The 25,529-nt window shown below is 44.5% G+C and carries 20 protein-coding genes and 1 tRNA gene; 10 read left to right on the top strand and 11 right to left on the bottom strand.

Annotated elements, in window-relative coordinates; translation table 11 throughout:
* Positions 1 to 29: 29 nt before the first annotated feature.
* A complete protein-coding gene (locus ACLWOR_RS07985; protein ID WP_413940171.1) occupies positions 30 to 422 on the top strand; it encodes a hypothetical protein in 393 nt (130 codons plus the stop codon).
* On the opposite strand, the gene ACLWOR_RS07980 is transcribed toward ACLWOR_RS07985, so the two are convergent.
* A complete protein-coding gene (locus ACLWOR_RS07980) occupies positions 423 to 1,058 on the bottom strand; it encodes a hypothetical protein (RefSeq protein WP_413940170.1) in 636 nt (211 codons plus the stop codon).
* A gap of 39 nt (positions 1,059 to 1,097) precedes the next feature.
* Complete coding sequence (locus tag ACLWOR_RS07975; protein ID WP_413940169.1) at positions 1,098 to 1,841, bottom strand: L,D-transpeptidase; 744 nt, start codon at positions 1,839 to 1,841, stop codon at positions 1,098 to 1,100.
* A 209-nt stretch (positions 1,842 to 2,050) separates the two neighbouring features.
* On the opposite strand from ACLWOR_RS07975, the gene ACLWOR_RS07970 reads away from it, so the two are divergent.
* The 3 genes from ACLWOR_RS07970 (at position 2,051) to ACLWOR_RS07960 (ending at position 5,570) form a co-directional block, all read left to right on the top strand.
* Positions 2,051 to 3,034 (top strand): alpha/beta fold hydrolase, encoded by a 984-nt coding sequence (locus tag ACLWOR_RS07970; RefSeq protein ID WP_413940168.1) that lies wholly within the window; start codon positions 2,051 to 2,053, stop codon positions 3,032 to 3,034.
* Between the two features lie 70 nt (positions 3,035 to 3,104).
* Positions 3,105 to 4,034 carry a universal stress protein gene (locus tag ACLWOR_RS07965; RefSeq protein ID WP_413940167.1) on the top strand — a complete coding sequence of 310 codons (930 nt, stop codon included), beginning with the start codon at positions 3,105 to 3,107 and terminating at the stop codon, positions 4,032 to 4,034.
* A 153-nt stretch (positions 4,035 to 4,187) separates the two neighbouring features.
* Positions 4,188 to 5,570 (top strand): MBL fold metallo-hydrolase RNA specificity domain-containing protein, encoded by a 1,383-nt coding sequence (locus ACLWOR_RS07960; RefSeq protein WP_413940166.1) that lies wholly within the window; start codon positions 4,188 to 4,190, stop codon positions 5,568 to 5,570.
* Here the strand turns inward: ACLWOR_RS07960 and ACLWOR_RS07955 are convergent.
* Entirely contained in the window at positions 5,567 to 6,466 is a 900-nt protein-coding gene (locus ACLWOR_RS07955; RefSeq protein ID WP_413940165.1) for a LysR substrate-binding domain-containing protein, read from the bottom strand. The two genes, ACLWOR_RS07960 and ACLWOR_RS07955, sit on opposite strands and share 4 nt — an antisense overlap.
* A gap of 92 nt (positions 6,467 to 6,558) precedes the next feature.
* Between ACLWOR_RS07955 and ACLWOR_RS07950 the strand changes: the two genes are divergently transcribed.
* Positions 6,559 to 7,668 carry an S-(hydroxymethyl)glutathione dehydrogenase/class III alcohol dehydrogenase gene (locus ACLWOR_RS07950; RefSeq protein ID WP_413940164.1) on the top strand — a complete coding sequence of 370 codons (1,110 nt, stop codon included), beginning with the start codon at positions 6,559 to 6,561 and terminating at the stop codon, positions 7,666 to 7,668.
* Positions 7,669 to 7,682: 14 nt separating this feature from the next.
* Positions 7,683 to 8,546: an S-formylglutathione hydrolase gene (gene fghA / locus ACLWOR_RS07945; RefSeq protein ID WP_413940163.1), complete on the top strand. Its 864-nt coding sequence runs from the start codon at positions 7,683 to 7,685 to the stop codon at positions 8,544 to 8,546.
* A gap of 12 nt (positions 8,547 to 8,558) precedes the next feature.
* Here fghA and ACLWOR_RS07940 read toward each other — a convergent pair whose 3' ends face one another.
* The 5 genes from ACLWOR_RS07940 to ACLWOR_RS07920 form a co-directional block, all read right to left on the bottom strand.
* The gene (locus tag ACLWOR_RS07940) at positions 8,559 to 11,321 is read right to left on the bottom strand and encodes a TolB family protein (protein ID WP_413940162.1); all 2,763 of its coding nucleotides are present in this window, start codon (positions 11,319 to 11,321) and stop codon (positions 8,559 to 8,561) included.
* A 307-nt stretch (positions 11,322 to 11,628) separates the two neighbouring features.
* Entirely contained in the window at positions 11,629 to 14,436 is a 2,808-nt protein-coding gene (locus ACLWOR_RS07935; RefSeq protein WP_413940161.1) for a hypothetical protein, read from the bottom strand.
* A gap of 185 nt (positions 14,437 to 14,621) precedes the next feature.
* Positions 14,622 to 14,697, bottom strand: a tRNA-Val gene (locus tag ACLWOR_RS07930).
* Positions 14,698 to 14,765: 68 nt separating this feature from the next.
* On the bottom strand, positions 14,766 to 15,317 hold the full coding sequence (locus tag ACLWOR_RS07925) for a hypothetical protein (RefSeq protein WP_413940160.1): 552 nt from the start codon (positions 15,315 to 15,317) through the stop codon (positions 14,766 to 14,768).
* 9 nt (positions 15,318 to 15,326) lie between these two features.
* Positions 15,327 to 16,427 carry a winged helix-turn-helix domain-containing protein gene (locus tag ACLWOR_RS07920; protein WP_413940159.1) on the bottom strand — a complete coding sequence of 367 codons (1,101 nt, stop codon included), beginning with the start codon at positions 16,425 to 16,427 and terminating at the stop codon, positions 15,327 to 15,329.
* Positions 16,428 to 16,676: 249 nt separating this feature from the next.
* On the opposite strand from ACLWOR_RS07920, the gene ACLWOR_RS07915 reads away from it, so the two are divergent.
* Positions 16,677 to 17,033 carry a hypothetical protein gene (locus tag ACLWOR_RS07915; protein ID WP_413940158.1) on the top strand — a complete coding sequence of 119 codons (357 nt, stop codon included), beginning with the start codon at positions 16,677 to 16,679 and terminating at the stop codon, positions 17,031 to 17,033.
* A 19-nt stretch (positions 17,034 to 17,052) separates the two neighbouring features.
* On the opposite strand, the gene lon is transcribed toward ACLWOR_RS07915, so the two are convergent.
* Positions 17,053 to 19,542 (bottom strand): endopeptidase La, encoded by a 2,490-nt coding sequence (lon, locus tag ACLWOR_RS07910; protein ID WP_413940157.1) that lies wholly within the window; start codon positions 19,540 to 19,542, stop codon positions 17,053 to 17,055.
* A gap of 338 nt (positions 19,543 to 19,880) precedes the next feature.
* On the opposite strand from lon, the gene ACLWOR_RS07905 reads away from it, so the two are divergent.
* Positions 19,881 to 21,425, top strand: a complete 1,545-nt coding sequence (locus ACLWOR_RS07905; RefSeq protein ID WP_413940156.1) for an ATP-binding protein — start codon at positions 19,881 to 19,883, stop codon at positions 21,423 to 21,425.
* A complete protein-coding gene (locus ACLWOR_RS07900; RefSeq protein WP_413940155.1) occupies positions 21,422 to 21,811 on the top strand; it encodes a response regulator in 390 nt (129 codons plus the stop codon). Before ACLWOR_RS07905 ends, ACLWOR_RS07900 begins: the two co-directional genes overlap by 4 nt.
* Before the next feature lie 90 nt (positions 21,812 to 21,901).
* Here ACLWOR_RS07900 and clpX read toward each other — a convergent pair whose 3' ends face one another.
* Both clpX and ACLWOR_RS07890 read right to left on the bottom strand, forming a co-directional pair.
* Positions 21,902 to 23,197 carry an ATP-dependent Clp protease ATP-binding subunit ClpX gene (clpX, locus tag ACLWOR_RS07895; RefSeq protein ID WP_413940154.1) on the bottom strand — a complete coding sequence of 432 codons (1,296 nt, stop codon included), beginning with the start codon at positions 23,195 to 23,197 and terminating at the stop codon, positions 21,902 to 21,904.
* 16 nt (positions 23,198 to 23,213) lie between these two features.
* Positions 23,214 to 23,816, bottom strand: a complete 603-nt coding sequence (locus tag ACLWOR_RS07890) for an ATP-dependent Clp protease proteolytic subunit (RefSeq protein ID WP_413940153.1) — start codon at positions 23,814 to 23,816, stop codon at positions 23,214 to 23,216.
* Between the two features lie 147 nt (positions 23,817 to 23,963).
* Between ACLWOR_RS07890 and ACLWOR_RS07885 the strand changes: the two genes are divergently transcribed.
* On the top strand, positions 23,964 to 25,466 hold the full coding sequence (locus tag ACLWOR_RS07885; RefSeq protein WP_413940152.1) for a leucyl aminopeptidase: 1,503 nt from the start codon (positions 23,964 to 23,966) through the stop codon (positions 25,464 to 25,466).
* Positions 25,467 to 25,529 lie beyond the last annotated feature (63 nt).

Below are 25,529 nucleotides of genomic sequence, written 5' to 3'. Positions count from 1 at the left end.
GTTCTGAGTTGTTGAAGAGAGGGTTAGTTATGGGAAGTCCAAATAGCAATCGTCGAGTGGCTCCAAGGAAAGAAGTCTCTCCCATTCATGTGTCGTATCTCACTTCACTAGATGATTTTGCGAAGATCGCAAAAAACTGTGAGATCGTTGAAGCTTCATCATCAGGATTGTTGATGCTAGTTCGTCGCGAAGACTTGATCCCCGCGCAGTTACGAAAAAACCTGAACTTGGATGTTCTGGTTGGAGATCGCGTGTTCATGCATTTGGAAGAGTTGAATATCGAAATCTCAGGAGTGATTACGCGCACCCAATTGACGGGTAAAAAAGGTTTCCACATTGCTGTGGACTATAGCGATGATGCTCCCGAGTACTGGAGAGAATGCCTGATGGACCTTCTCCCAGCTCCCGGTGAATTAGATTAATTAAAGCTCTACGAATGGTGGCAGACCTTTTTCTGACACCAATACCAAAGAATAATGCGGAGGCAGGAACCAACTGATCGCCTCTGCAATTCCCTGATGTTCCTTCGTCGGCGGGTTCTTCAAAGACTCAAGTGAAATAGCCAAATCATAATTTTTGCGATCTGTGCTCATCACCAAAATGCGTGGTTGCAAGATACCTTGGTCGCGGAAAAATTCTTTTAAAATATTGCGCACGTATTGTGGCAAGTAATGAGGTGCTGGAGGACCGGCGTGAAGCTTTTGTCCTTCGCTCATCTCAAGCGTGCCGACAGGAACTTCGTCAGCAGTTTTATAGAACAAACCTGTTTCCTTGAAATGCCAAAGCATCCCGTAAGTGAAAACATAATCTGGATAATCTTTGTGAGGATTAACGGCAATGCCGATGCCTTTAGTAGCTGCCCACTGCATGATCTTGTTTGCAGGCTCTGTGGCGTCTTCAGAAGTGGCCGCCAACATGTAAGGCCATCCATCCGGTCCCGTTTGCGGAGCCTCGTGGAGAAGTTTCAATTTGCCAGAAGTGATCGACATGAAAAAGTCGATTTCCCATTGAGGGTCACGCTTTTCATCAGGGATTTGGACAAGCTCTAGTAAGTTCATGGGGAGATTCCTAACAGGTCCCTCCCCAGAGAGCAAGATTTAGTACTCTTCTACGATAACAATAGAACGGAAGCCTTTCTCATAACGAGGGCGGCCGTCGCGGTCTACCAAATGACGACCCGTGCGAGTGTCAATAACTGGGACCAAACCTTTATCAGCAGCAGTTACTGCGCTGTGGATATCAAGGATACGAGATTTGTGAACACGAACGCAGCCAGAAGAAGCACGCTTACCAAGTTGTGCTTCGCCTGCTGCTTCACCGCCAGAAAGATCTGGTGGAACTTGATGCACAGCTAAACCGCGCTTTTCGTTAAAGAACATCGCGTATGGCATGTGGAATTTAGATTCGCCAGAGCGGTAGTTGTAACCGTGAACGCGTTTGATTGTATAGAAACCACGAGTCGTGTGTCTCCAGTGAGATTCAGTTGTACCTTTGAAGATACCGTTGATGATGCCACGGAAAACACCGATGTGTTCAACGTCTTCGCGACCAGAGGAAATTTTTGTCGTTAAACGCAATTGGCGATTTGTATAAAGACGCAAAGTTTGAGCGTCAGGGCCACGTGCCGCTTTGTTAATAACGATCACGTTTACGAATTCATTTAGTGGTGTTTCACCACGGAAGTAAGCTTCTTCGTCAAACAAAACACCGCGTGGTGCTTCGTAAGAATCTTCTGTCATGATGCGCGCTTCGAATTCCGCTTTTGTTTCCGCAAGAGCATCAGATACAGAGCACATCACAAGTGCCATCGCAAAAAAGAAAACAACTCTCAATGACTTCACCGCGCACCTCCAAGTACTGTGAAAAAACTACGCTGGGCTAACATTTTCCGGCGCTTTATCGGCGCGTTTTGTAACATTACCATCGAGAAAGTGGAGAATATTTCCCCCATTGTGTAACTAATCAACAATCACATAAATTTTTCAAAACCTTGCCTAGGCACTGGTATTTCTGTGTGTCATTCTAGTTTTTCGACGGGAGGTTTTCTGAGATGCGTCTACTATCTGTTTTCATTCTAGTTCTGGCTTTTGGATCGCACACTTTCGCAAAAGGTTTTGATAAAGAGTTGAGTGAATACCCTTATCCCTTCCCGATTCAAAAGCATTCCTTTGAGTCCCAAAAGAATTCGTTAACGATGGTCTATATGGATGTTCCAGCAGTTGGAACCCATAAAGAGAACATCGTTTTGCTACACGGAAAGAATTTTAACGGTGCTTATTTTGAAGAGATGGCAACCATCTTAGCTAAAAAAGGCTATCGCGTGATTATTCCTGATCAGATCGGATTCGGGAAGTCCACAAAACCACAAAGTTATCAATATAGCTTTCAAACACTTGCCGAGAACACGCACGCACTTTTACAGAAACTTGAAATCAAACAGTATCAACTTCTTGGTCACTCGATGGGTGGAATGCTCGCAACCCGCATGAGTTTGATGTATCCCGATGAGGTGAAAAAACTATTCTTAGTAAATCCAATCGGACTTGAGGATTGGAAAACCATGACTTCTTATCGCAACGTCGATGAGCAGTTTAAAAATGAAATGGCAACAACGGCTGAGAAGATCAAAAAATATCAGCTCGATTTTTACTATGATAACAAATGGAAACCTGAATACGACCGCTGGATGTCGCCTCTAGTAGGTTGGGTGGAAGGCCCGGACCGCGAGATCATCGCTTGGACGGCGGCGCTTACATCCGACATGGTTTTCACGCAGCCGGTTTATTATGAATTCAAAAATTTGAAGATGCCGGTTATTCTGGTGATTGGTCAGCGGGATCGCACAGCTATTGGTAAGGCCTGGGCACCTGAAAATATGAAATCAAAGATGGGCGACTATCCGAAAATGGGAAAAGCAGTGGCTAATCTTATTCCCAAATCAACTCTGGTGGAGCTGCCTGGCCTGGGGCATTTGCCATTTATTGAAGCTCCCGACCAGTATTACAAAGCGATGGAAAAACACTGGACTCGTTAAGTCCTAAGTTGTCGCCAAACATCTTTAAAGCATAGAAACTTTCGGCAAAAATAAAGCGAAGGAAGTTTCTATGCCTACTAAAAAAATTCTTCTGATTGATGATATTAGCAAGCGTAACGGTGGAGCTAATGAACGTTCTCGAGCGCTTCACACGCTGACCGCTCAGCTTGCAAAAACTCTGAAAGCCGAAGCGCATTTTCTTTATATCGAGGACCTTCCTGAAAATTTACGCAAACGAACACGCATACCGCCATTGGAAAAGCGCAATCCTCTGCTCATCTCCGAACTCAACGAAGACCTCGCTGCAACAAAAATTCCGTGGACATTGCATTTCGACTCAGGACTCCCCGTCGAAAAAATTCTGAAATGGAATCGAGGCATGCAGCCTTATCTCACTGTTATGGGAACAAAAGGTTTGCGCGGATTGAGCAAGTTTGTACTTGGAAGTGTTGCGGAAGAAGTGTTGCGTAGGGCGACAAACCCGATCGTCGTCGTTGGTCCAAACAGCAAAGAAACTTCTTTTATGAAAGGAAAAAAATCTCTTCGAATATTAGTCCTGACTGATTTAAGCGGAGCGAGTCTACCTTGTGAAGAGTACGCAAAACACTTTGCAAAAGCCTGGGGAGCCCAGGTGACTCTCTTTCATGCTGTCGGCGAGACAGCGTTGCATCTAAAGAATCTCGCTTACTCAAGCCGTTTCCCAATTTACGACATCGATGCACAAATCGAAGATCTCAAATCCTGGTCGCGAAAAGAACTTCAAAAACGACAAAACCAATTTCAAAAAGAAGGTGTCTCCACGAGAAGTCTTTTTTCAGAGAAGGAATCTCCTCTTAAAAAAATTATTCCTGATATCGTTGAGAACAACTACGACTTTCTCGTCATGGGTACCCACGCTCGGAATAAGCTACTAACGGCTTTTTTCGGTAGTTCCGCTCGCGAAGCCTGCCGGGTGTCACCGTGCCCCGTGATCATTGTTCGCGCAACCAAAGGATCATAAATCAGCTCGATTATTTAAGGTTCTCCTAAACGCACAGCAGCTTTTTGATACTTGATATGTTCGATTGGTATCTGATTATTCCGATGATAAGCTCTTCCAGAAAGTCTTCACCGCAGATATTCGGGTTGTTTTCTTAAAGAAAGGTTAAGGCAAATGGAACTTGTGTTTTTAGGCGCCGCAGGAACAGTTACTGGCTCCAAGTTTCTAGTTCGTACCAAAAAACTTCAAATTCTCGTCGATTGCGGAATGTTTCAAGGACTCAAAGAGTTTCGACTCATGAATTGGGAGCCACTTCCAATAAAACCCGCGAACATCGACGCTGTCGTTTTGACTCACGCTCACCTAGATCACTCTGGCTATTTGCCACGCTTGATAAAGCAAGGATTTAAAGGGCCCATCTTCGCCACGGCGGCCACTGTCGAAGTGACCAAGATCGTCTTGGAAGACGCAGCAAAGATCCAAGAAGAAGAAGCAAACTTCGCTAATAAACATGGCTATTCTAAACACAAACCTGCTCTTCCACTTTATGACAGTGCAGATGTGGAAAAAACCTTGCCTCAATTTATAGGTTTGGACCTGCAATCTGATTTTGAGTTCGAAGATGTTATTTTTCGTTTTGAAAAAGCAGGCCATATCTTGGGAGCAGCTTCCGTGCTCATTAAGAACGAAGGTTCTCGCGTTTTATTTTCTGGAGACATCGGAAGACCAAATGATCCGCTGATGCCGGTACCGGAGGCTCCAGTATTGAGTGATGCGATTGTTATGGAATCGACCTACGGAGACCGAGTGCATAAGAATGAAAGTACAAGTGAACTTCTTCGCGATCTTGTTCTTGAAGCTTTTAATAAAAAAAGTATTTTGTTGATACCAGCTTTTGCCATTGGCCGCGCTCAGAATTTAATGTACGAACTTGTGACCCTCAGAAAAAATAGAGAAATTCCCAAAGAGATCCCGATCTATCTCAACACACCGATGGGTCAAAAAATTACCGCTCTTTACAAACAACATTCAGATAGCTTGAAAATATCTGCTGATGAAATGCAGAGTATACTCGAAGAAATAAATTTCGTTGAAACTTCTCAAGACTCAAAAGCATTGAATGAGCGGCAAGGTCCTATGGTGATCATCGCCGCCAGCGGAATGTTGACCGGTGGTCGCGTTCTCTATCACTTGGAATCTTTTGGTGGAGATCCAAAAAATATAATTCTGCTAGCAGGTTTTCAAGGCGCGGGAACCCGCGGCTGGGCACTGGCGAATGGATGTACCGAACTCAAGGTTCACGGACAGTATATTCCGATTAAAGCCAAAGTCGTACAATCAGATGCATTTTCAGCCCACGCTGATCAGAAGGAACTCTTGGCTTGGCTCGCGCAGGCCGCGCAAAAGCCTCAGCAAGTTTTCCTGGTCCATGGTGAGCCTTCTGCTTCGGCTGAACTTGCCAATCGTATTCGGGATCATCTGGGTATTCCCGTTACAGTGCCAAAGCTAAATCAGACAATTCTGTTGAAAGGAATTAAACCCTCAACTCACGACTAAAAGACAACATCGGCGTAATCATTTGAAAGATATTTTTTCAGTTCTTGAATGAACATCTTTACATTCACGTTTTGCGTGCGCCGAGCAGGAGTGACTACCCAGATATCTTTTTTTCCTTCGCCATAATTCTCTAGAACAGATATCAAACGGCCTCTTTTTATTTCCTCAAAAACATAGGAGCCCGGCAGCCGGGCGATACCTAAACCAGCAAGGGCCGCCTTCTGAATGACTCGCGGATTATTACTCTTGAGATTTCCGTTCACCGACACACGAATAGGCTGGCCTCGCTTTTTAAAACTCCACGAAAGGCGTTCACCGATACAGTTGTGCGCATAAAGATCCGCTGGCTCTTTCAAAGGGGGCGCGTGAGCCAAATAGCCTTTCGTGCACACGACGTATTCAACACGTGATGCTACCTTCTGGGCCATAAGCGTTGAGTCCTGCAGGTGGCCGATACGAATTGCGACATCGAACTTTTCCGCAATAAGGTCCACAATGCGCGAACTAAAATCCAGTTCCACTCGAAGATCGGGATATTTTTTTGCCATCTCTATAAGAACCGGTGCAATGTATTCTTCGCCAAAAATTCCGGCTAATGTGACTCGCAATGTACCTCGGGGCGTTTCAGAGAGATCAAGAATCTCTCTTTTAGCAGCATCGAGATTCTCAAGTGCGTGGCGGCACGTTTCTAGATAACGCTCCCCTAAATTCGTCAGCTGAATCTTGCGAGTGGAGCGCAAAAAAAGTGAGATTCCCAAATCCTTTTCAAGCTGACTTATGACCTTGCTTACGTGTGATTTGGAGACGCCTAGCTGTACGGCGGCTTTTGAGAACGTCCCTGTTTCAGCCACATTCACGAACGCAATGATTCCCTGTAATGATTTGATTGTTTCCATTTGGAAACACTATTGTTCCCGCCAGTGCCTAGTCAATGAAAGCCGCTATGCTATAATTTGTGGTTCACTATTCTGAAACTTAAGGAGTCACTATGAAAGTCAAAGCCGCTGTTGCGTGGAAAGCCGGAGCCCCTCTCTCTATTGAGGAAGTTGATCTAGAAGGGCCGAAAAAAGGCGAAGTCCTGGTTAAAATCGTGGCTACTGGCGTTTGCCATACTGATGCCTTTACATTGTCGGGTGCGGATCCTGAGGGACTTTTCCCCGTGATTCTTGGACATGAAGGTGGCGGCATTGTTGAAGAGGTCGGTGAAGGTGTCACAACACTGAAAAAAGGCGATCACGTGATTCCCCTTTACACTCCTGAGTGCCGTGAATGTAAGTTCTGTTTGTCTGGAAAAACAAATCTCTGCGTGCGCATCCGCGCGACACAAGGAAAAGGCTTGATGCCGGATGGAACATCTCGTTTTTCTAAAGACGGAAAAATGATCCATCACTACATGGGCTGCTCGACTTTCTCGGAATACACTGTGGTTCCTGAGATCGCGTTGGCGAAAGTAAATCCGGCGGCGCCATTAGAAAAAATCTGCTTGCTTGGTTGTGGAGTAACAACTGGTATCGGTGCTGTTTTAAATACAGCAAAAGTTGAAAAAGGTTCGACCGTCGCCGTATTTGGTTTGGGTGGCATTGGTTTGTCAGTGATCCAAGGCGCAAAGATGGCCGGGGCTTCACGCATTATCGCCGTCGACATCAACGATGCGAAATGGGAAATGGCGCAAAAATTTGGCGCGACTGATTTCGTAAATCCGAAAAAACACGACAAACCTATTCAACAAGTCATCGTTGAAATGACTGAATGGGGCGTTGATTATTCATTTGAGTGCGTAGGCAATACTTCGCTTATGAGAGCAGCTCTTGAGTGTGCTCACCGCGGCTGGGGTCAATCGATCATTATCGGTGTTGCCGGTGCCGGACAGGAAATTTCAACTCGTCCATTCCAATTGGTCACAGGCCGTGTATGGAAAGGTTCTGCATTCGGCGGTGTGAAAGGTCGTACAGAGTTACCAGGCTATGTTGATCAATATATGTCAGGCACAATCAATATCGACGATATGGTCACTTTCACAATGCCACTTGAAGACATCAACAAAGCATTTGATTATATGCATGAAGGTAAAAGCATTCGTTCCGTCATTAAGATGTAACAGCAGGAGATAAAATGTCGGTACAACTACTAAAATCACACAAGACGTTCAATGGACTCACTCAATTTTGGGAACATGATTCTTCATCTACCAAAACTAAAATGAAGTTTTCTACATTTATTCCTACGGGAAAAGTAAATGGCTGCATTGTGTGGCTTTCTGGTCTGACTTGTACCGACGAAAATTTTATCACCAAAGCTGGCGCACAAAAATATCTTGAGCGTGCGGGTCTTATGGTGATTTGTCCTGATACATCCCCTCGCGGTTTGCAATTACCTGGTGAACACGACAGCTATGATTTTGGTTCGGGTGCGAGCTTTTACGTGAACGCGACTGTTCCTGGATATGCGGATCACTATCAGATGTACACTTACGTGGCTTCTGAACTTCCGCAATTGCTGCAACAGCATTTCAAAGTTCCTGGTGATAAAATATCTATCATGGGCCACTCCATGGGTGGACATGGGGCTTTGGTGATCGGTTTGCGCAATCCGCAAGTATTCCAATCAGTTTCTGCGTTTTCTCCAATCACGAATCCAACTCAATGTCCTTGGGGTCAGAAAGCTTTGCCTGGCTATCTGGGCGCTGAGCAATCGGCTTGGCAGAATTACGACGCCACAGTTCTTGTCAACAATGGCAAGACTCATCTCCATGCGATCTTGATTGATCAAGGCACCAAGGACGAGTTCTACGAGAAAAAACAATTATTACCTGAAAATTTTGAAGAAGCCTGTCGTTCAAAAGGCCAAGCCTTGAAATTGAACTACAGAGAAGGTTACGACCACAGTTACTATTTTATTTCGACGTTCATTGAATCCCACATCGAACATCATGCTCAGGTCCTTTGCGAAAACAAAAACTGGGTCTTGGGCCTTTAAGCTCTCCCTGATTTAGAACGGGACTTTTTTCACGAATATGCAGCCGACTTCATAGATGTTGCCGGCTGTAAGGTTCGTCGCCCATGATGTAAACGACACGTAACGACCATCTCCGCTAATCGCCGTTTGGAATGAATCATCATTGCTTTGCATGCCTAATGCGTTTGTCGACAGACGAACCGTGTTCCCACTGACCCGATCGCGAATAAACACATCCTCCTGAGAGTTTGTGTCCCCAGAGACCAAATCATCGGCTTCACTATAGAAGACAACTCTCATCCCATCGTCACTGATTGATGGAAAATAGGAACTTCCATTGCCCTCACCACCTGAGGAATTCAGAGACTCACGAGTTGTAATCCCGGTTTGCAAGTCATGTACGAAGACGTCACGAGATGCATTTGTGTCTCCGGCTACAAGAGTATTCGCATGAGAATTGAATACAACGTATCGGCCATTGCCGCTCACCTTACCTGCTTCTGATATATCGTTACCTTCAGTCCCACCTGTGCTGACTGAAACTCGAGTCGTGGTGGCCGTTCCGATGTCATGAACGAAAACATCTGATCTGGCATTTGTATCACCGCCAACTAAATTAGTTGCGTCGGATGTGAATGCAATGACTTGCCCATCCGAACTAATTGATCCATCGGTAGATCCGCCGTTCGCTTGTAAGCCTGCAGGCCCCACTGAGACTCGAGTGGTAACGCCCAATTGAAGGTCGCGCACAAACGCGTCCGATGTTCCATTCGTGTCACCCGCAACTAGGTTCGTAGAACTCGAATGAAAAACGACATATCGACCGTCATCGCTGATCGCACCGCCCGAGGCACCTTGGTTTGCTTCAACGCCAGAAGCTCCCACGGAGGCTCGAATAGTCGTGCTTGTTTGCAAATCATGCACGAAGACATCGGAGAGTCCGTTTGTATCTCCTGCCACTAAGTTCGAAGCATAAGACATAAACACAACGTAGCGGCCGTTGCCGCTGATCTGAGGCTCTTGTGAATTTGCGTTGCCTTCAACTCCCGCAGAACTGACCGAAGCGCGAATCGTGACGCCAGTGCCTCGATCATGCACAAAAACATCGGAGGAACCATTTGTATCACCCGTCACAAGGTTTGATGAATCAGCGTCGAAAGCAATGAAACGGCCGTCATCGCTTATACTCGAGTGTTCCGCATCGCTGTCAGCAATGGCACCTTGAACTGTTTGCGTAAAACGAGAGGTTACGCCGGTATCTCTGTCGATAACAAAGATATCTTCGCTTTGATTCGTGTCTCCAATCACGAGGTTGTTAGCTACGGATGCAAACGCCACATATCGTCCCGACGAACTTATCATAGGATCGCGAATATGCTCGTTTGATTCAGTACCTGATAAACCTTGGTTTGCTCTCGACGTTGTCGCCGCCTGAATATCATAAACGAAAAGATCGGATCTAGTATTGGTATCGCCAGCGACAAGATTCGTAGAGTGCGAAGCAAAACTGACAAAATTTCCGTCTTTACTAATTTTTGGAGAAAACGAGTAGCCGTTACCAATTACACCCGCAGAACTTTTTGAAACTAATGTCGTTGTTCCCGCCTGAAGATCGCGAAGAAAGATATCGTTACCACCATTTGTATCTCCAGCAACAAGGTTTGTGGCACCCGCTTCCCAAGCAACATAGCGGCCATCACCACTTATAGTGGGAGTCATAGAATATCCATTTGCTTGAACACCAGCAGTTGTCACAGAAACTCGTGTCGTGGTGTTTGCGACCATGTCTCTTACAAAAATATCTTGTTGATTGTTGGTATCACCCGCAACGAGGTTATTTGCATCAGAACTAAAGACAACAAATTGACCATTATTGCTGATACTCGACTCGCCCGCTGAGCTATTACTTTGGACTCCCGCCGTACTTTGCGAGACCAACGTGATCACACCCGACTGCAGATCTAAGCGAAAGACGTCGCCACTGCCATTGCTGTCACCTGCAACCAGATTTGAGGCATAAGACACAAATACGACATAACGGCCATCCATTGAGATTGACGGAGCAAAGGAATCGGAATCAGCCTCCGCTCCCGCCAAGCCAACAGAAATTCTTGTCGTCGTTCCTAGCTGGCGGTCACGCAGAAAGATGTCGCTAAAACCATTTACATCACCAGCAACAAGATTCGTCGCATAAGAATTAAACACAACATATCGACCGTCGAGACTGGCTGCGCCTCCAACAGACTCACCATTTCCTTCCACACCGGCTGTAGAAACCGAAATTCGACTTGTTGTATTTGTCTGCGTGTCTAATAGGAAAATATCTTTAGTTGAATTTGTATCTCCCGGAACCAGATCCGCAAGTGATGACTCGAAGAGAATATAACGACCGGAATCAAACGCACCAGTGAGACGAAAGTAAGAGTGTGACTCAACTCCAGTGTACGGCGCATTTGAAATCATCACGATGTCTGATTCTTTTAAACTGATGTTGAAAGATATTTCAGAAGAAGTTTGGCCGTTAAGTTCATACGAACAAGTGAAGGATCTATTTTCGAGCGTTGACCAGGGACTTGCGGTGTTAAGCCAATAATTGAACCTCACATCAAAGTCTTCATCACCGCTCAAATCGACTGCATAAAGAACATCTGTAAGAGTTGTACCGCCGCAAGACAGAACCGCACCCGCCGGAAGATTTTTAAATCTGATCTTGCTTTGATAAATGTACTCTTCCATGTTGATGTCGACTTCATCACCACTCAATCCAGAACTTGTCGAATATAACGTTGATTTCATTCGACTGAAATCAACGTTATTCAAATCAAAGGCTAACGGAGAAGTGGAAGATGATCGACCCTGAGTAATATCGATATCGAGGGTACATCCCATTATGAGACTGCTAATGGCGAATAAAAATACAAGAGAGAACGTCCAAGTCATGTATTACTATTCGGAAAAACACACGTATTCTTGAAAATTAGATTCGCGTTTGATGACACATTTGAATCAATTTGGATCAAAAACCGTGAGCTTCATCGCTCAAAACGAAAAAGCTGTTACCAAATTTCGATGCAACACTCGTGTCTCTCAGAACGCGAATAAATTAGAAAAACGAACTAGCAAAGAAGAGTTCACCCTTCACTTCGTTATCGTCAAGTTTCTGAAGAACGCGCGCTCCCCAAGTCATTGGAATAAAGCGGAAGAAAACCGATTCAAAACGGGCCTCCGCTCCATAACTATTCAACGTCGAAGCAACCTTTGTGCTTGTCACATACGTCGAATCAAAGAAGAACTGACCGTAGACTTGTTTCAAATAGTACCAACGTGGAATCGCCACGTTCGGATACATGATCGGGAAGACGTAGTTTCCAGAAAGCTTCTGATACTTCGGCACCTCTTTATAATCATACCCGCGTGAAAACACATATCCGTCGTAGCTTATGCCTGCGGGTAGGAAGCGATAATTACCAGGACCGTCCTCTTGAACTTGTTCATCAAATGAGAATACAAAGCCGTCGTTCGCGAAAGCTCCGGGAGTTTGCAATACAGCTTCTTGGAAAACACGGTACGAAGATGACTCTGACTGCGCAGGATTTTCCGCATTGTCATAATGAATTTGATAGCTCAAGAGCCACGGCGCTTGAATCGAGCGCGCATGTTTTGCCTTAAACCAAGAAAGACTTAAACCTGATGACGTCTTATAAAAATAATCAGACCCATCAACATCTACTTTGTTGAACTCGTAATTAGAAGCGTCCGTATATTCAAAGCCACCACTTAAGCTTGCTGTGAAATTGTAAAGTCCCAGCTGCTTGATGTATGGGACAATCACGCCAAGACCTGCGTTGTTTTCTTCCCAAGTCGTGATGTCGTCAGTATCGAAATCAGTAACCGATCTGTTACGAGTTTCCGCCTGCAGACTCAAAATCGGATAATATTTTTTAATATTGAATGCAAAGTTAGCAAAGGACTCGTGTTCTTCAGGATCTGTTCCGATCACGAAGCTCGTGCTGAGAGTACGAAGGTAGTTGTCGGTCTGAAATCCAAGACCTCCACCACGACCCAAAGCAAATCCCCACGTATGCGGGATAAACAAACCACGATCAAAATCACCATAGTCCTGCGCTAGATAGCTGTCCTTGTTTTTTGTGAACATGCTTTCTTGATCTGGAAAACCTGTGATCGCAAATTTATTATAGTTATCAGAAGGTCCGTCGCCGAGATATTTGAAATCAACAAGATCACCAGCGGCCATATTTTTACAAGATGCCAGCGGTGACATCGCAATCACAGTCCCATACGTATCCATTTTGCTATAGTAAAGATTCGTACCATCTGAGTTCGGCGTATAGGCACCAATTTTAGATTCCGAGCAACGTGAAATCTGATTTTGTGCGATCATGAAAATTTCGTTGTAGCCCCGGTACTGAGCTTCGAACAAAATATTTTTATTCGGATCCACAACAAGTGAAGTCAGCATATTGCGCGAATGCGGAATCAAAGTTTTCGTGATGCTTTTTGCTTTCAAATCCACTTCGACCAGCGAACGATCCCCCAGCTTGTTTTGGAAGATCGCAACAGCGCGAGAGTCATCCAAATAGCGAGCTTCAGAGAATTTTCCCTCTGGTAGAGCAAAACTTTGGATTTCATTTCCTTGAAGGTCGAATTCAATAATTCCCCAGCTTTGATCTTTTTTAAATTCGACCGCAATGATTTTGCTTTCAGATTCATTCATGCTTGGATTATAAATCCTGCGACCGCTAGTGACTTTGTCTTGTGATCCAGATTGAAGGTCCACCACAACAACATCAGAGTAGTTTTCATGGCCATAACGACTGTCAGGAACGAATTCCGTCATGACCGCTTTTGTTTTACCAAAATGAATCTGCATGAAGTCTTTGGAAAAACTGATCTCAGCGATTTTTTCAGACTGACCGTTTTGTTCACGGTAAATCGTCGGAACTGTATTCATCGTCTGATGAACGTAATAAAGTCCATTTTGATTTTTGCCTGGAGAATAGCTTTCGCGGTAATCGACTTTCTCTTCAGCTGTCGGAGCATCCGCACTCCACTTTGTTTTCAGGTCATTCATTGTCTCAGCGTAGAAGTCTTCAAACTTCTGTCCCGTTACTCGTTCAAACGAAGTATAAAAACGGAATGGATTTGGAAATTTAGCGGCATCGTCCGCCACTTTCTGCCAAAGCTGATCACCGTACTTGATTGTACCGTAAGAAATAAGCGCATAACCGTAGACATATTGATTCGGCAAATTCGTTTTATAAGAACCACTCAAGAATTCATCATAAGACGGAATGTCGCCACTTAAGACAATAGCTTTGATACGCTCAAGAAAACGAGGAGAGCGCCCACGTCCCGCGTCTGTGTATTTCGTTTCAGTCCAAACAGCGTCACCTTCCATGTACCAAGAAGGCATCGTCATGGCGGCGGCTAACTGCACACCCATATCACCCATGAGAACTTGAAAAACCTTAGTTCCACTTCCATACATGAAGTTATCGAACTGATTTACGTGTCGGTATTCGTGAATCGAAAGTGTTTGCAGCCACTCTGTCGCGCCCACATAAGGAAAGAACGTTGAGTTCGTAAACCATTCACTACGACGAGGAGCCAACGTCACATAGCCATTTGGCAACGCGATTTCGGTTCTGACGATCAGATTGAATTGCTTCGGTTTCTCAATGTTATAAGTCTGACCAACAACTTTAGAATAGTGTTCAACCAAGTTCGCGATATAAACAGGTTCTACACCCAGATAGTCGGGGTAAATAACTTTCACAGAATTATTTTCGATCGACTTCCATTTTATAGACGGCGGACTTTGCATCAGATCAACTTGTGCAAAAGCCAATGAACTTGCGAACAACATCAAGAACGACAGACAGAATTTCATTACAGATCTCCCCGAGTATATCGGGTTACATGACTTTAATGGCGAAAGCATCGAATTCTCGCCATAACGAACAGAATTACGTTTAGGTACCAATAGATTTTGAAGCTGATAAGCATTGATAGATTTAAAACTAAAAAACCCGCTTGGTAGCGGGTTTAAAGATCCAGTCTAAGCCGGCATAAAAATGGTAGGGAGTACAGGATTCGAACCTGCGACATCCACCTTGTAAGGGTGGCGCTCTACCAACTGAGCTAACTCCCTGTGCGCGTTCGGAAGGATCACTTTGTAACAACGGTCCTTCCGTTCTGCAATCCTTTTTTTAAAAAAGATTACTTTTTCATCTCTTCAATACAGCTGCGCTGGTCGTATTGAGGAGAAATTTTCATGATTTCCATATGGAACATGTCATCAGGCTTCCCAGCATCGTTATTTAGGCCCAAAGAAAGGACCATAACTGATTCTTGGTGCGCCGCTGGCACATCCTTTTTATCTGTAATAGACGTCAAAACCAGGCGGTAAGACGTTCCGCTCTTTTTAGCCGTCATTTGGGCCAAAACGCGAGTTCCAGATGAATTTTCAGTTCCAACACCCGTTGCGATGTCTTCGCACGTTCTTGGATCCATTTGGCGAACTTGAAGTTGGCGGTGAGCGCCTTTTACTTTCACCTTTTTGAAGGAGAAGTAAGACACGTAATCGCCTTGCTCAACTCTCCATGTTCCTTGGATGTTATTCCATGGGAATCGCACCACCACCCCTTGTGGGAATGGAACAGGTCGGTTGTCGTGAGGAAGAATTTGATCGTCATCGCCTGTCGCATGAGCTGTTACAGCTGCGCCTAGTGATAACAAGACAGTTGCAGTTAACAAGATGTTACGAAACATGAACTCCCCCTATTGCTCGATGTGGATCCGAGCCACTTTATTCATGTAGTATCCGTTTTTAGCTCTGAAGATATACTTCGGCTTTTCGTAATCCGGCTCAATCATTTTACGCAAACGTTTAATTGTCACGTAAATCTTGTTGTCATGAACCTCAGGATCGTAGGGTTGTTTCCATACGTTTTCAACAAGGTACTCTTTCGAGTAAATGTGACCCTGATTCGAAACAAAAAGTCGCAATAGATCGAGAAGAATAAACTGATTTTTGAAATCAATTTTCCCCAGTTTCTTCTCAGTTACCGCATGGTTACCTTCGTCAAAAATAAGATCATAATTAGTTTGCGATTCTGTTCCCAGTTTATCGGAATAGAATTTTGCTAAACGAGAAAGACGAGTGTGCTCTTCTGTGATGGATCTTTGTGCCATCGACAAGTAAACACGAGCCAAATCTTTATCGCCCATTTCGAAGTACACATCACCCAAATTGATCATCAAGTAAGATGTTTGAATGATATTACGAGTTTCTTTCAAAGCATCGTAAGCTTTCCACAAAACCGTGAGAGCTTCTTCGTGCTTTTTCATTTGCGCCAAGATGTTACCATTTAGAATCAAAGCAGAAACGCGCAATTCAGGAAGATTGTAGACTTGGAAGAACACTTCCAAGTTGTAGATTTCTTTCAATGCATCGGCATTACGGCCGATAGACGGCACAGAGTACACCCATGCAAGACCGAAAATAGCATTGCAGATGTCTTCTTTATGGTCTGTCGCCAAACCAATAGCGAGAGCTTTTTGGAAGTAATCAAGAGCTGTGTCGTATTGGCTTTTGTAAGTCGCACAAATAGCAAGCGTGTAGTACGTGCGTGAATTGAGCTCAAAGCCTTCTTTCAAAACAAGGTCTTGGAGTTTTTCTTTGAAGACGTTGATTTCTTCAAACTCTTCTCTTTCTGCGTGAATACGCAAAAGAGTATTTAAGCACTTGAGGTACTGAGAAAAATTTTTCTCGGCGAAATACCCAACCGATGCGTCCTGGAGATGAGTCATTGCCTGACTGTACTCCCCGCGATCGAAATAGAGTTTGCCGAGCTCAAAAGCGCGATCAAATTGACTCATTTAAATTAACTCCAACGGAAATCTGCCGTCTTGGCAGGCGTGTGTTTTTGTCAGATTGTCAGGATTTCGTCAACGCAAGACGCGGACCGATGCTAACTTTTTAAGCAACTTGAGAATTGATTTCAGTAATTTAATGAAAATACCCGCATCTACGCGGAATGACTCTTGTTGTCGAGCCTCTTGCAAAATCGAAATTTGCCCCGGTTCGGAAACCCATGCTGGGATTGATTTCCACAGGGAGAAGCAGATATGAAAAATTCTGTCGTCATAGCGTTCGCCATATTGGCGCTCCCCTTGTCTGCTGTCGCAAATAAGATCGTGACAGTTAAGGGGCAAGGAACCACATCTGGATATTTCGAAATCAACGATGAGTGGAGTCTTACACCTTTAAAAAATCGCGCCAAGAAAGACGCCGATAAAGAAGCCCAAGGCAAGTGTGCAAAACTTCGGGGAAAACCACTTTTGAATTTAGCCTCTTACACTTCCACCTGCAAACCTCAGCCGCGATTCTGGACAGCCGCTGGTTACTGGCATGATTGTAAAGTCACGGTTCTCTTAGACTGCGAAATTAAAAAAGCCGACTTCTTTTGGAAGCCGGCTTTTTAGTTTTAGGGTTTAATTCGTCCTAGTGATGAATTGTCTGTTGGCCTGTGTATTGGGCTTTGATGCCGAATAGAGGCTCTTTTGTAAGTTTGAAAATCTCTTTTGGATTTTTGATGTCCAAAGCGTTAATCAACACTTGGTCAACATGGTCCACAAGGATCACTTTCAAATCTTTCATCACTTCTTTAGGGATATCTTTCAAATCTTTTTCGTTCTCTTTCGGGCAGATGATCAATTTGATTCCACCACGGTGAGCGGCCAAGATTTTTTCTTTCAATCCACCGATCGCCATCACACGACCACGAAGAGAAACTTCACCTGTCATCGCAACTGTGCGTTTCACAGGGATCTTCATGATTGCTGATACAATCGAAGTCGTCAGAGCGATACCCGCTGAAGGACCGTCTTTAGGAACAGCGCCTTCTGGCAAATGGATGTGAACGTCGATGTTCGAGAAGTATTCTTTATCCAAACCGAACAAAGGACCTCTTGAACGTACGTAGCTCATCGCTGCCGCACAAGACTCTTTCATCACATCGCCCAGTTGACCTGTCACTGTGAACTTACCTTTACCAGGTACAACGCTCACCTCAACAGACAACAAGTCACCGCCAACTTCAGTCCAAGCCATACCGTTCGTCATACCGATTTCGTTTTCAGTCTCGATAACGCCGAACTTGAATTTGTGAGGACCAAGAAGTTCTACAAGCTTCGTCGGAGTCACAATGTAACCGCCCTTGTCGTTCGACTTCGCTTTTGCTTTCGATTTACCAGCTGTTTTAGCTGTTTTCTTCTCAGCTTTATCTGTTTTGAAGTCGGCCATTGCTTCTGACATCACGATGTCTTTAGCAACTTTACGGCACACGTTTCCAACTTGTCTTTCCAAGTTACGCACACCCGCTTCTCTTGTGTAGTAGCGGATGATATCGCGGATCGTAGAATCCTGGATCGTAACTTTAAATTCTTTCAAACCATGGTTTTCCAATTGTTTTGGAACCAAGTAGTTCTTCGCGATATGGAATTTTTCCTGCTCGATATAACCTTCAAGCTGGATGATTTCCATACGATCCAACAATGGACGTGGGATCGTGTGCAGGCTGTTCGCCGTCGCAATGAACATCACTTTTGAAAGATCGTATTCAACTTCCAAGTAGTGATCTTGGAATGTTGAGTTTTGTTCTGGATCCAAAACTTCAAGCATCGCTGCTGCTGGGTCACCACGGAAGTCATTCGCCATCTTGTCGATTTCGTCGAGCAATACGAGCGGATTTCCTTTGTCGACTTTGCGAAGCGCTTGGATAATTTTACCCGGCATCGCACCGACATATGTTTTTCTGTGACCACGGATCTCTGCCTCATCACGCACGCCACCCAAAGAGATACGCGCAAATGAACGGTTCAAAGATTCAGCGATAGATTTCGCCAATGACGTCTTACCGACCCCTGGAGGACCTGCCAAGCAAAGGATAGGACCTTTCATGTCTTTTGAAATCGAAAGAACTGCTAGGTACTCTAGAATTCTTTCTTTTACTTTCTCAAGACCCCAGTGATCGTTATCAAGAATGCGTTGAGCATTTCTGACGTCATGTTTTTCTTCCGAGTAATCAGACCAAGGAAGTGAAAGAACCCAGTCGATGTAGTTACGAACAACTGTCGCTTCAGCTGACATTGGTGACATCATTTTGAGCTTTTTAATCTCTTTCATCACCTTGTCTTTAGCTTCTTGAGACATTTTCTTCGCTTTACATTTCAACTCAAGCTCTTGCAACTCAGCTTGGTAGTCGTCTTTCTCGCCAAGCTCTTTCTGAATCGCTTGCATTTGCTCGTTGAGGTAGTATTCCTTTTGCGAGCGCTCCATTTGTTTTTTCACGCGCGTGCGGATCTTTTTCTCGACTTCGAGAATTTCGATTTCGCCCGTCATCAAGTTCAACAAATGTTCCAAACGTTTTGCTGGATCTAGGATTTCTAGAACCGCTTGTTTGTCTTCCAATTTCAAATTGAGCTGAGCAACGATGATGTCAGCGAGTTCCCCCGGACTTTCAATCGTTGATACACGCATCAAGATTTCTGGTGGAATACGTTTGTTCAATTTCACGTAAGTTTCGAAAGTCGATTTTACGGAACGAACCAGGGCTTGCGCCTCAACGATATTCTCAGACTCTTCTTCGATCGGCTCACAAGCCACCACGAAGAAGTTCTCATTGTTTACAAAATTCTTAATCTTTACGCGACGTTTGCCTTCAACAAGAACCTTTACAGTTCCATCTGGCAGGCGCAGAAGCTGGATGATCGTTCCGATGGTACCAACGGAGAAGATATCCTTAGGCTCTGGATTGTTCGTCTTTGCATCTTTTTGTGCTGCAAGAACGATGTCGGTTTGTTTGCTCATCGCCTCTTCAAGAGCGTTGATGCTCTTTTCACGGCCTACGAACAACGGCATCATCATATGCGGAAATATGATGAGATCTCTTAGGGGCAAAAGTGGTAGTTGCTGTACTTTTCCCTCGCTCATATCCAGTCCCTCCCTGTGGGTTAACGAGCCCTTGCGCCTGTGACACAAGAGGGTCGGAGTTCCGGTTAATATCCATATTAACAACTCTCATCCCTAGACTCAGTTTAACTATGGTAACGATTGCTGGGAAGTAAATATATTCAGGAGAAAAAGAAGTCTGGTCCTCTCGCACTCACAAACCAGTCCTGCTTTGCGTAAAATTTGAGCAAAATAAGGGGCGCTTATGTTAACCGAAAGCAGCTCTGATTTGTGTCGAAATTTGAGAATCTTTCCATAATGTAATTCGAGAGCACAAAATATTCGTGCCCTTTTTCCTCAGAATGCACGATAAGTGCATAGTGACACCAAAGAAATCCCGTTGGAAGTGGTTCCGCGCCAATTCTCTATCATTGAAATTGCTCATCGCGACTTGGGCCGTGAGTTCCTTTGCTACGTTAATACTAACGGCATTTCAACTTTTCATGGATTATCAACGCGACTTTGACAAATTACAGAATAATTTCTCAATTATTAAAAATTCTTACCTCGACTCAATGGCGGAACACCTTTGGTCTTACGACACCCGCTTGCTTGAGATTCAGCTTGAGGGCTTAAGTCGCCTGCAAGGTGTGAGTTATTTGAAACTCACTGCCGATTCTAAAGCGATTTACGAATCGGGGAAATCAGATCCCTCGGAAGAAAATTTTAAGCGTTTTGAAATTCTTCATAAAAACACAAATGAGATCCTAGGTACTTTGGATGTCGAACTAGATATCAAGAGTCTGCGCGAAAAATACTTCACCGAGGCAATTTGGATTTTCATTCGTCAGGGTGCTAAAACTCTGGTCGTTGTATTTTGCTTGTACTTTGTATTTAACCACATCTTGGTTGTGCACATTCAACATATTGCCCGTTATTTGCGTGATCGCGCCGCCACCGGACCGATACGTGAAGGCGGTCCGCTGGTCTTAAAACGAAAACCGCAGGCCCAAGAAGACGAGCTCGATATTCTAGTTGGCTCGATTAATAAATTCCGTGGCGACATTTTGGATGCCTACCAAAAGCTTGAGCTCTTGAATCAGGCTCTTGAAAACAAAGTCAATGAACGCACCAAACAGCTCACGACTAAAAATGAATCTCTGGAAAAAGCGATGTTCCAGATTAAACGCATGCAAGCAACGATGGTCGCGCAAGAGCGTTTAGCTTCTTTGGGGGGACTGACTGCCAGTGTGGCCCATGAGATTCGCAATCCCCTCAATTTCGTTTTAAATTTCAGTGAGCTTTTAAGCGATTCCGAAGATCCAAAAGAAGTGCATGAAATCAGTCGCGTGATTTTGAAACACAGTCAGCGTATCGATCAGATTGTGCGCTCGATGCAGATTCTTTCGGGTCACGACAGCGACCTGTTAGAAACGGCTGATATTAACGAGATTGTGCGCAAAGCTTATCAGCAGACGATTTCAAATCGTTCACTGGGCTCAAACTTCCTGCCACCGAAGGTAAACTTCCGTTTAGCAGATGATTTGAAAGCCCCTGTGTTTTCGACCTCACTTGTCCGCGCCTTAAGTAACATTATTGACAATGCGATCTACGCGCTTGAGAAAAAAACAGGGACTAATAAAAACTTTGAGCCCGAGCTCACGATCTCGACTGCCCATAAAGGCGAGAGTATTGAAATCTCGATCAAAGATAACGGCGTCGGCGTTCCTGCCATTCTTGGGGAAAAAATCTTCGATCCATTTTTGACCACAAAAGCTCCTGGTGAAGGCGCAGGTTTGGGACTTACTGTCGCTTTTAATATTGCCCAGAGACACGGCGGTACATTAAAGTACACCAGTGAATTTGGTGAATGGACAGAGTTCGTTATGTCTTTGCCCGCAAGCCAGGAGAGACAAATTTCATGATCCATATCGTGATTGTGGACGATGAGGCAGACACTCACTTGCTCTACAAACTCAAAATGAAAAAACTGTTCGCTAATCTTGGTGAACTGAGCTTGGTTTCATTCCTAAATGGCCAGGACTGTCTTGATTATTTGAAAAAGACAGATACTCCCCACGTGGATTTGATTCTCTCTGATATCAATATGCCCGGCATGGATGGTTTTGAGCTTTTAAAGGCCGTGCGCGCGCTTAATAAAGACATTCCTTTTTATATGGTCTCTGCCTATGAATCGAGTGAGTTCCGCAATAAAGCAGAATCATTAGGCGCTCAGCGCTTTATCAGCAAGCCCGTTGATTTCGGGAACCTGGGTGATCTTCTTCGTCATGATCTCAGCTTAGAGTCCTAAGCCGTTTTACAAAAAATTTGTCCCATTTCAGAAACAAAAAAGCCCCTTCTTTGCGAAGAGGCTTTTTCTTTTTAGATTTTCATTTTTGAACTAAGCAGAAGTTTTCTTCTTTGCTTCTTCTTCTTCAGCTCTGATTTCTTCATCAGTTTTGTACACCAACATTGGCTGTGCGCCGTCGTTGATGACGTTTTCATCGATGACAACTTCCTTCACGTTATTTTTTGAAGGAATGTCGTACATGATATCCAACATCGCTGTTTCAAGAACTCCACGCAGACCGCGGGCTCCTGTTTTACGTTTCAAAGCCATTTGAGCAACTGCTCTCAAGGCCTTGTCAGTAAACTTCAACTCAACACCTTCAAAACCAAAGAGACGTTGATATTGTTTTGTGATCGCGTTTTTAGGGCGAGTCAAAATATCCATCAAGGCTTCTTCGTCCAAAGGAGCAAGAACTGCGATCGCTGGCAAACGACCAATGAACTCTGGGATCAAACCAAACTTCGACAAGTCATCTGGCTCAACCTTCGACAAAAGATTCGATGCTTTTTCGACTTCCGCAGATGTGCGGATGTCGGCAGCGATACCCATTGTTTTATTTGTAGTTCTTTGTTCAATGATCTTATCAAGACCTACGAAGGCACCGCCTACGATGAACAAAATATTTGTTGTATCAACTTGGATGAATTCTTGTTGTGGATGTTTACGACCGCCTTTTGGTGGCAAGTTCGCAACTGTCCCTTCAAGAATTTTCAGCAATGCCTGCTGAACACCCTCACCCGATACGTCACGAGTGATAGATGGGTTTTCAGACTTACGAGAGATCTTATCGATCTCATCCACGTAGATCACGCCTTTTTGGGCTTTTTCTACGTCATAGTCGGAAGCTTGCAGTAGATTCAAGACAACGTTTTCAACGTCTTCACCCACGTAACCTGCTTCAGTCAATGTTGTTGCATCCGCCATAGCGAATGGAACGTTAAGGACTTTTGCGATTGTTTGTGCCAGCAATGTCTTACCAGAACCTGTTGGACCGATAAGCAAGATGTTGGATTTTTGCATTTCAACTTCAGTGCTTTTCTTACCATTCGCCATCGCGTTTACACGCTTATAGTGATTGTGAACGGCAACAGCCAAAGTTTTCTTCGCCTGAACTTGTCCGATGACGTAATCATCAAGGTAAGTTTTGATATCAGCTGGTTTTGGAACTTTGAACGTTCCCTTGACCGCCGTCTCTCTCTCTTTTTCCTCATCAATGATGTCGTTGCAAAGATCAATGCACTCATCACAGATATAAACGCCAGGCCCTGCAATCAATTTTTTAACTTCTTTTTGGCCTTTACCACAGAAGCTGCATCTCAATGTTCCGTTTGTATCTTTAGTTGTCATCAGAGTACCTTCTTAGTTATTTTTTCGCTTTACGAGATTCTACAACGTGATCAAGCAACCCGAACTCTTTCGCTTGGAGAGGGTCCATAAAGTTATCCCTTTCCATAGCTTTTACAAGTGTATCGTAGTCACGACCTGTGTGCGTTTCATAAATGCGAGTCAGCTTCTCTTTAGTTTTAATCAATTCTTTCGCATGAATTTCGATGTCCGTTACTTGACCAGACAAGCCACCACCCGACAAAAGCGGTTGATGGATCATGATACGCGTGTTCGGAAGAGAATAACGCATTCCCTTCGTGCCGGCAGTCAAAAGGAGTGAACCCATACTTGCAGCCATACCCATGCAATATGTCGCCACATCGCACTTTACGAATTGCATCATGTCGTAGATAGCCATCCCTGCGGAAACGCTTCCGCCTGGAGAGTTAATATAGAGGTGAATCGGCTTCTCAGGATTGTCCACTTCTAGGAAGAGGAACTGAGCGATAATGGCATTAGCAACCTCATCTGTGACCGGTGTGCCCAAGATGATAATTCGGTCTTTTAAAAGGCGGGAATAAATGTCGTATGATCTTTCGCCTTTTGAGGTTTGCTCGACGACGTAAGGAATAAGTGCCACTGCTGTCTCCTGTGGTTAGTAAGTCTTATGCTGTGCTACCTATCGGAATACTCCCGCAGGACTTTATCAAAAAGCCTTTGACCAGCAAACTTGCTATGTTACACCTATTTTGGTCCGATAAAACCGTATTCATTTTAAGAGGTTATTATGACTTTCAACTTGCTCAATAAAGACATCAACACCCTGACTTGCCCGGCCTTGGTCGTGTTTGCGAAGGCTTCTTCACAAAAAGACAAACCAGCGAAAGTGACTCATTCTGAACTAGCAAAACGTCTAGCAGGAGCGGTCGAAGAAAAAACAATCACTGGTAAACACCAAGAAGCGGTTACTTTCCGCGAAATCGGCTTCAACGGCTTCCGCCACGTTATCGTAGTAGGTCTTGGTAAAGAAAATGCGATCGACCATGAGTCTGTTCGTCAATCAATGGCTTCTGCTTACGAAGCTATTAAAGCTTTGAATGTTAAAGAAGCGGCTATCCACTTTGATGGCGTCGCAACTGGCAAAAAAGATGCAGTTGAATTTGCACGTGCAACAGCTGAGGGTTTGACTCTGACAGCTTATGTATTTGACGAATTGAAATCTGATAAAAAAGATGGAAAAAAATCTGAGTTGAACGTTCACGTTGTGACTAAAGCTGCTGCTGGTATCAAAGCTGCTTTCAACGAAGGTTTGGTTCTGGGTTCTGTTGTTAACTTCTCTCGTCGCTTGGGCGATATGCCAGGTAACTTGATGACTCCAACAATCCTTGCTGACTCTGCTGTAGAGGCTGCAAAAGGTATCGCGGGTCTTAAAGTCACTGTTTGGGACAAAGCTCGTATCAAAAAAGAAAAAATGGGCGGCCTTTTGGGCGTTGCTCAAGGTTCTGATCAAGAGCCACGTTTCATCATCATGGAATACAAAGGCGCAGCAGCTGCTAAAAAGCCAGTTGTGTTCGTAGGTAAAGGTCTTACATTTGATTGCGGTGGTATCAGCATTAAGCCTTCTGCAGGTATGGAAGAAATGAAGTACGACATGTGCGGTGGCGCGAATGTTATCGGTACTTTGCTTGCAATCGCTAAATTGAAATTGAAAGTAAACGCAGTTGGTCTTGTGGCTTCGACTGAGAACTTGGTGAACGGTTCTGCGACTAAACCAGGTGACGTGCACACAGCTCGTAACGGTAAAACTTTTGAAGTGAACAACACAGATGCTGAAGGTCGTTTGATCTTGGCTGACGCTTTGTCATACGCTACTGAACTTGAGCCACAAATGATCTGCGACGCTGCGACTTTGACAGGCGCAATGGTTGTTGCTTTGGGTAACACGCACACTGGTTACTTCACACGCAACTCTGCTTTGAAAAACAAAATTGAAAAAGCAGCTGGCGAGTCTGGTGAGTGGGTATGGCAAATGCCTTTGACTGATTTCCACGTGAAAGACATGAAAGGCACTTACGCTGACCTTTCGAATATCTCTGCTGGTAAAGGTGCGGGTTCTGCGACTGCAGCAGCCTTCCTTGAGCAATTCGTTGGCGAAGGCATCCCTTGGGCACACTTTGATATCGCGGGCACTGGTTGGGCTGTAGGAAACAGACTTCCATACGCTCCGAAAAAAGGTGCGTCTGGTGCGATGATTCGTACATTCGTAGAAATTGCGAAACAGTACAAATAGTCCGCTCTTAAAGACTAAAAAACAAAACCCCTTAAGTTCATCGCTTAAGGGGTTTTTTATTTT

The sequence above is a fragment of the Bdellovibrio sp. HCB2-146 genome (assembly GCF_047345725.1).
Classification (GTDB): Bacteria; Bdellovibrionota; Bdellovibrionia; order Bdellovibrionales; family Bdellovibrionaceae; genus Bdellovibrio.
Note: the sequence above shows the minus strand (reverse complement) of the source record. Positions and strands in the feature narration are given on the sequence as shown.

Bases quoted from the DNA above. Each gene is read 5' to 3' on its own strand.
- lon (WP_413940157.1), bottom strand. From the start codon at position 19,542: ATGAGCGAGGGAAAAGTACAGCAACTACCACTTTTGCCCCTAAGAGAT.
- fghA (WP_413940163.1), top strand. From the start codon at position 7,683: ATGTCGGTACAACTACTAAAATCACACAAGACGTTCAATGGACTCACT.
- ACLWOR_RS07955 (WP_413940165.1), bottom strand. From the start codon at position 6,466: ATGGAAACAATCAAATCATTACAGGGAATCATTGCGTTCGTGAATGTG.
- ACLWOR_RS07885 (WP_413940152.1), top strand. From the start codon at position 23,964: ATGACTTTCAACTTGCTCAATAAAGACATCAACACCCTGACTTGCCCG.
- ACLWOR_RS07985 (WP_413940171.1), top strand. From the start codon at position 30: ATGGGAAGTCCAAATAGCAATCGTCGAGTGGCTCCAAGGAAAGAAGTC.
- ACLWOR_RS07915 (WP_413940158.1), top strand. From the start codon at position 16,677: ATGAAAAATTCTGTCGTCATAGCGTTCGCCATATTGGCGCTCCCCTTG.
- ACLWOR_RS07940 (WP_413940162.1), bottom strand. From the start codon at position 11,321: ATGAAATCAACGTTATATTCGACAAGTTCTGGATTGAGTGGTGATGAA.
- ACLWOR_RS07980 (WP_413940170.1), bottom strand. From the start codon at position 1,058: ATGAACTTACTAGAGCTTGTCCAAATCCCTGATGAAAAGCGTGACCCT.
- ACLWOR_RS07900 (WP_413940155.1), top strand. From the start codon at position 21,422: ATGATCCATATCGTGATTGTGGACGATGAGGCAGACACTCACTTGCTC.
- ACLWOR_RS07965 (WP_413940167.1), top strand. From the start codon at position 3,105: ATGCCTACTAAAAAAATTCTTCTGATTGATGATATTAGCAAGCGTAAC.
- ACLWOR_RS07920 (WP_413940159.1), bottom strand. From the start codon at position 16,427: ATGAGTCAATTTGATCGCGCTTTTGAGCTCGGCAAACTCTATTTCGAT.
- ACLWOR_RS07950 (WP_413940164.1), top strand. From the start codon at position 6,559: ATGAAAGTCAAAGCCGCTGTTGCGTGGAAAGCCGGAGCCCCTCTCTCT.
- clpX (WP_413940154.1), bottom strand. From the start codon at position 23,197: ATGACAACTAAAGATACAAACGGAACATTGAGATGCAGCTTCTGTGGT.
- ACLWOR_RS07925 (WP_413940160.1), bottom strand. From the start codon at position 15,317: ATGTTTCGTAACATCTTGTTAACTGCAACTGTCTTGTTATCACTAGGC.
- ACLWOR_RS07935 (WP_413940161.1), bottom strand. From the start codon at position 14,436: ATGAAATTCTGTCTGTCGTTCTTGATGTTGTTCGCAAGTTCATTGGCT.
- ACLWOR_RS07970 (WP_413940168.1), top strand. From the start codon at position 2,051: ATGCGTCTACTATCTGTTTTCATTCTAGTTCTGGCTTTTGGATCGCAC.
- ACLWOR_RS07960 (WP_413940166.1), top strand. From the start codon at position 4,188: ATGGAACTTGTGTTTTTAGGCGCCGCAGGAACAGTTACTGGCTCCAAG.